This is a genomic window from Mesorhizobium sp. M5C.F.Ca.IN.020.32.2.1, from assembly GCF_004023105.1.
GTDB classification, from domain to species: domain Bacteria; phylum Pseudomonadota; class Alphaproteobacteria; order Rhizobiales; family Rhizobiaceae; genus Mesorhizobium; species Mesorhizobium wenxiniae.
Window position 1 is genome coordinate 1 of record NZ_RZSX01000659.1, and the last position, 3,702, is coordinate 3,702.

Sequence of the window (3,702 nt, forward strand, 5' to 3'; positions counted from 1 at the left end):
GGGTGGGCTTCGCCGAAGCGCCTGTAGGCGGCCTCGACATCGGCGTCGGTGCCATTCTCGCCGCGCGCCGCCTTTTCAAGGATCGGGGTGCGGATCGAGCCCGGGCTGACGGAATTGACGCGAATGCCGGAGCGCGCGTAGTCAAGCGCCAGAGAGCGCGTCAGGGTGTGGATGGCGCCCTTGGTCGTAGCATAGGCGACGACGTTCTGCTGGCAGGCGAAGCCCTGCACCGAAGCCACGTTGACGACGGCGCCGCCGCCTCTCTTCATCATCTCGGGAATACCGAAATGCGCGGTCAGGTAGATCGAGCCGACATTGACGGACATCGCCTGGTTCCAGGTGTCGAAATCGGTGCTAACAGCGGTTCCATATGGATGGACCGCCGCGGAATTGACGATGATATCGAGGCCGCCGAACCGCTCGACACCGGCCGCGACCGCATCGCGAACCTGATCCGGCACGGAGACGTCGACGGCCATGACCAGCGCCCCGGCGCCGGAGCTGTCCAGTTCCGCTGTCATCGCCGCGTTGGCCGCGCGGTCGATGCCGCAGGCGATGATCGCCGCGCCGCCCGCCGCAAGACGTCGGGCGGTTGCCAGGCCGATCCCGGTCGTCCCCGTCACCAGAGCGATCTTGCCGTCGAAATCCTTCATTGCGCAAACTCCTTTAATTTGACTTCCATTGTGGCCCAACAATACGGTTCTGTTTTATCGCAAAGGAAAGCCTCGATGGAACAATGCTGGCGCTGGTATGGCCCTGACGACCCGGTGACGCTCGATCATGTCAAGCAGGCCGGAGCCACGGGCGTTGTATCCGCCCTGCATAATATCTATGACGGCCGCGCCTGGCCTTTGGCGGATATCCTGGAGCGCAAGCGGATCATCGAGGCCGAAGGGCTGACCTGGTCTGTCGTGGAGAGCATTCCCGTCCACAATTCGATCAAGATCGGCTCGGCGGAACGGGTTCGCTATGTTGGCTGGTACAAGGACACGATCCGTGCGCTGGCGAAAGCCGGCATAAAGACCATCTGCTACAACTTCATGCCTGTGGTCGACTGGACCCGCACCGACCTTGCCTATCGGCTTCCAACGACGGGCTACGCCCTGCGTTTCGACGCGATCGATTTTGCCGCATACGACCTGTTCGTCCTGAAGCGCAGGAATGCCGAGGCCAGCTACAGCGCGGCACGTATCGCAGAGGCGGAATTACGCTCCAAGGCGCTGAACGACGAGCAGATCGACAGGATCGAGCGCAATCTCATCGCTGGCCTGCCAGCAACCGAGCGCAGCTACAACCGTGAAAGCTTTCGCGAGGCATTGGCGGAATACGATTCGATCGGGCCGAAGGAGTTGCGCAACAATCTTGCCTGGTTTTTGCACGAGATCATTCCCGTGGCCGAGGAGGAGGGGGTGCGCATGTGCATCCATCCCGACGACCCACCATTCTCACTCTATGGCTTGCCACGGATCGTCTCGACCGCCGAGGACGCGCGTTTCATCCTGAACGCCGTCGACAGCCCGGCGAACGGCCTGACATTCTGCACCGGCTCCTACGGTACGCGCACCGATAACGACATTGTCGGCATGGTCAAGGAATTCGCCGACCGGATCCATTTCGTCCATCTGCGCAATGTAACCATCGAGGATGACGGCTCTTTCTATGAAGCCGAGCATCTGGAGGGCGGCACTGACATGGCGCATGTCATCCTCGCTTTGATGCAGGAAGAGACGCGCCGCAGTAGGGAAGGTCGCGCCGACTGGCGGATTCCCATGCGTCCTGATCATGGCCATCTGCTCGCCGACGATGTCGGCAAGACCAGGATCAACCCCGGCTACTCATTGATCGGCCGGCTGAAGGGCCTCGCCGAACTGCGCGGCATCATGCGCGCCGTGGAACGTTTTGATCTGGCCTGAGGATCGCAAACGGGAAGTGGTGCTAAGGTCGATGGTTTGATGAAACAAGCTCGGCCTTGCGCCGTGCCGTCTCCAGCCCGATGGCTATGAAGCGGCGCGCATGCCGGGCCAGTTCCATATTGTCGGTCCACAGATTGCGCCAGATGGCGGTTTTCTTCGACAGGTTCTCGTCGACGATCTCCGATGAGAAGGATTCGAAGCTGAGGTCGTCGCTATAGCCGATCGCGGTCAGCGCATCGAAGATCGCGGCGAAGTCGATGTTGCCGGTGCCGAGGAAGCCGCGATGGCTCTCGCCGATATGGACATAGCCGATCTTCTTCGCGGCGTGGCGGATGGCCAGCCCGACATCGGCCTCCTCGATATTCATGTGGAAAGTGTCGAGATGCAGGAAGATGTTGTCGGAGCCGGTGTCCTCGATGAAGGCTAGCCCTTGTGCGGCGGTGTTGAGCAGATTGCTCTCGAAGCGGTTGACGATCTCGAGGTTGAGCGTGACGCCGGCGGCCTTGGCGGTCTCCGCGACCTTGGCGAGCGTGGCAGCACTGCGGTTCCATTGATCGCGCGTCGGCGCCCCAGTCTGCAATCCGTGGCTGGTGCTGAGGATGCCGGCGACCTTCCGGCCGCCGAGATCGCGGGTGAGCGCGATCGTACGTTTCAGGATTTCGACGCCGTGCGCCGCAATCGCCTTGTCGGCGCTTGAAATGTCGCCGTCGGCCGGCAGTCCGATGCTGATCGCCACGCCGAGATCGAGGTCGGCGATGCGCCTGGCCAGCCCGCCAATGTCAACATTGGCAGGGTCGAGATAGGAGAATTCGATCAGGTCAAAGCCGGCCTCTTTGGTGTTGGCCAGCGTCCGTTCGAGGTCGCCTTGCGCCGAGCTTGCCGACCAGACGAAAGAATGGATTCCAATGCGCGACATGATCGTCTCCTGCTGGTCGAGAGCATCGGACCCAAAGTGGAAACCGGTTTTGGGAAAATCCGATGCTCTGACAAAAAAGGTGCGGCCGGTCATCCCGGCGCTTAGCGGGCTGCGGTCCAGCCCTTGTAGTCCTTCAGGTTCTCTGCCGTGATCAGCTGCGGGTCGAGCAGCACCGTCGCCTCGGCCGGCTTTTTGCCGGCGAGCACCTCAGCCGCCATCTGCAGCGACTGGCCAGCCATGACGTAAGGATCTTGCGAGGCCGAGGCCTTGATCATCGAGGTGCCGGAAGAGAGTTCCTTCTCGATGTCGGGCGCGCCGTCGACCGCGGTGAAGATGAACTCCGAGCGGTTGAGCTGCTTGGCCGCAAGCTGGGCGCCGATCGCCGTCGGATCATTGATGGCGAACACCGCGTCGATCTTGTCGAAACGGGTCAGTAGCGACTGGAACACCTTCAGGCCGCCGTCGCGCGAGCCTTCGGCATTCTGGTCGTCGGAGAGGATCTTGATATCCGGGTGCTTCGCCAGCACGTCCTTGCAGCCTTTGACCCGCTCCAGGATCGACGACGATGCCGGGCCGTTCAGGATGACATAGTCGCCCTTGCCGCCGGTGTGGTCGACAAGATACTGGCAAGCCGCTTCGCCGGCCTTGACGTTGTTGGTCATCACGGTGACGTCGGCGCCCGGCGCCGAAACATCGAAAGCGGCAACCACGATGCCCGCCGCCTGCGCCTTCTTCACCGCCGGTGCGATCGCCTTGGCATCGACGGCGTTGAGCATGATCACGTCGACGCCGGCGGCGATGAAGGAGTCGACCTGCGAGACCTGCTTGTTGAGGTCGTAGTCGGCCGACACCGACGTCACCTCGACATTGGGG

Annotated in this window: 4 protein-coding genes; 1 reads left to right on the top strand and 3 read right to left on the bottom strand. The window is 62.0% G+C overall.

The features are described from left to right. The coding region (locus tag EOA86_RS26450) for an SDR family NAD(P)-dependent oxidoreductase (RefSeq protein ID WP_128344386.1) at positions 1 to 653 on the bottom strand (653 nt) is incomplete at its 3' end. Positions 654 to 728: 75 nt separating this feature from the next. On the opposite strand from EOA86_RS26450, the gene uxuA reads away from it, so the two are divergent. Continuing rightward, positions 729 to 1,913 (top strand): mannonate dehydratase, encoded by a 1,185-nt coding sequence (gene uxuA, locus EOA86_RS26455; protein WP_128344387.1) that lies wholly within the window; start codon positions 729 to 731, stop codon positions 1,911 to 1,913. A gap of 22 nt (positions 1,914 to 1,935) precedes the next feature. On the opposite strand, the gene EOA86_RS26460 is transcribed toward uxuA, so the two are convergent. Then, a complete protein-coding gene (locus tag EOA86_RS26460) occupies positions 1,936 to 2,829 on the bottom strand; it encodes a sugar phosphate isomerase/epimerase (RefSeq protein WP_128344389.1) in 894 nt (297 codons plus the stop codon). 101 nt (positions 2,830 to 2,930) lie between these two features. After that, positions 2,931 to 3,702 (bottom strand): substrate-binding domain-containing protein (locus tag EOA86_RS26465; protein ID WP_128344390.1); only part of this gene is annotated, 772 nt, incomplete at its 5' end.

What these genes read in the sequence shown, in the direction of transcription:
- EOA86_RS26460 (WP_128344389.1), bottom strand. Translation starts at nt 2,829, where the DNA reads ATGTCGCGCATTGGAATCCATTCTTTCGTCTGGTCGGCAAGCTCGGCG.
- uxuA (WP_128344387.1), top strand. Translation starts at nt 729, where the DNA reads ATGGAACAATGCTGGCGCTGGTATGGCCCTGACGACCCGGTGACGCTC.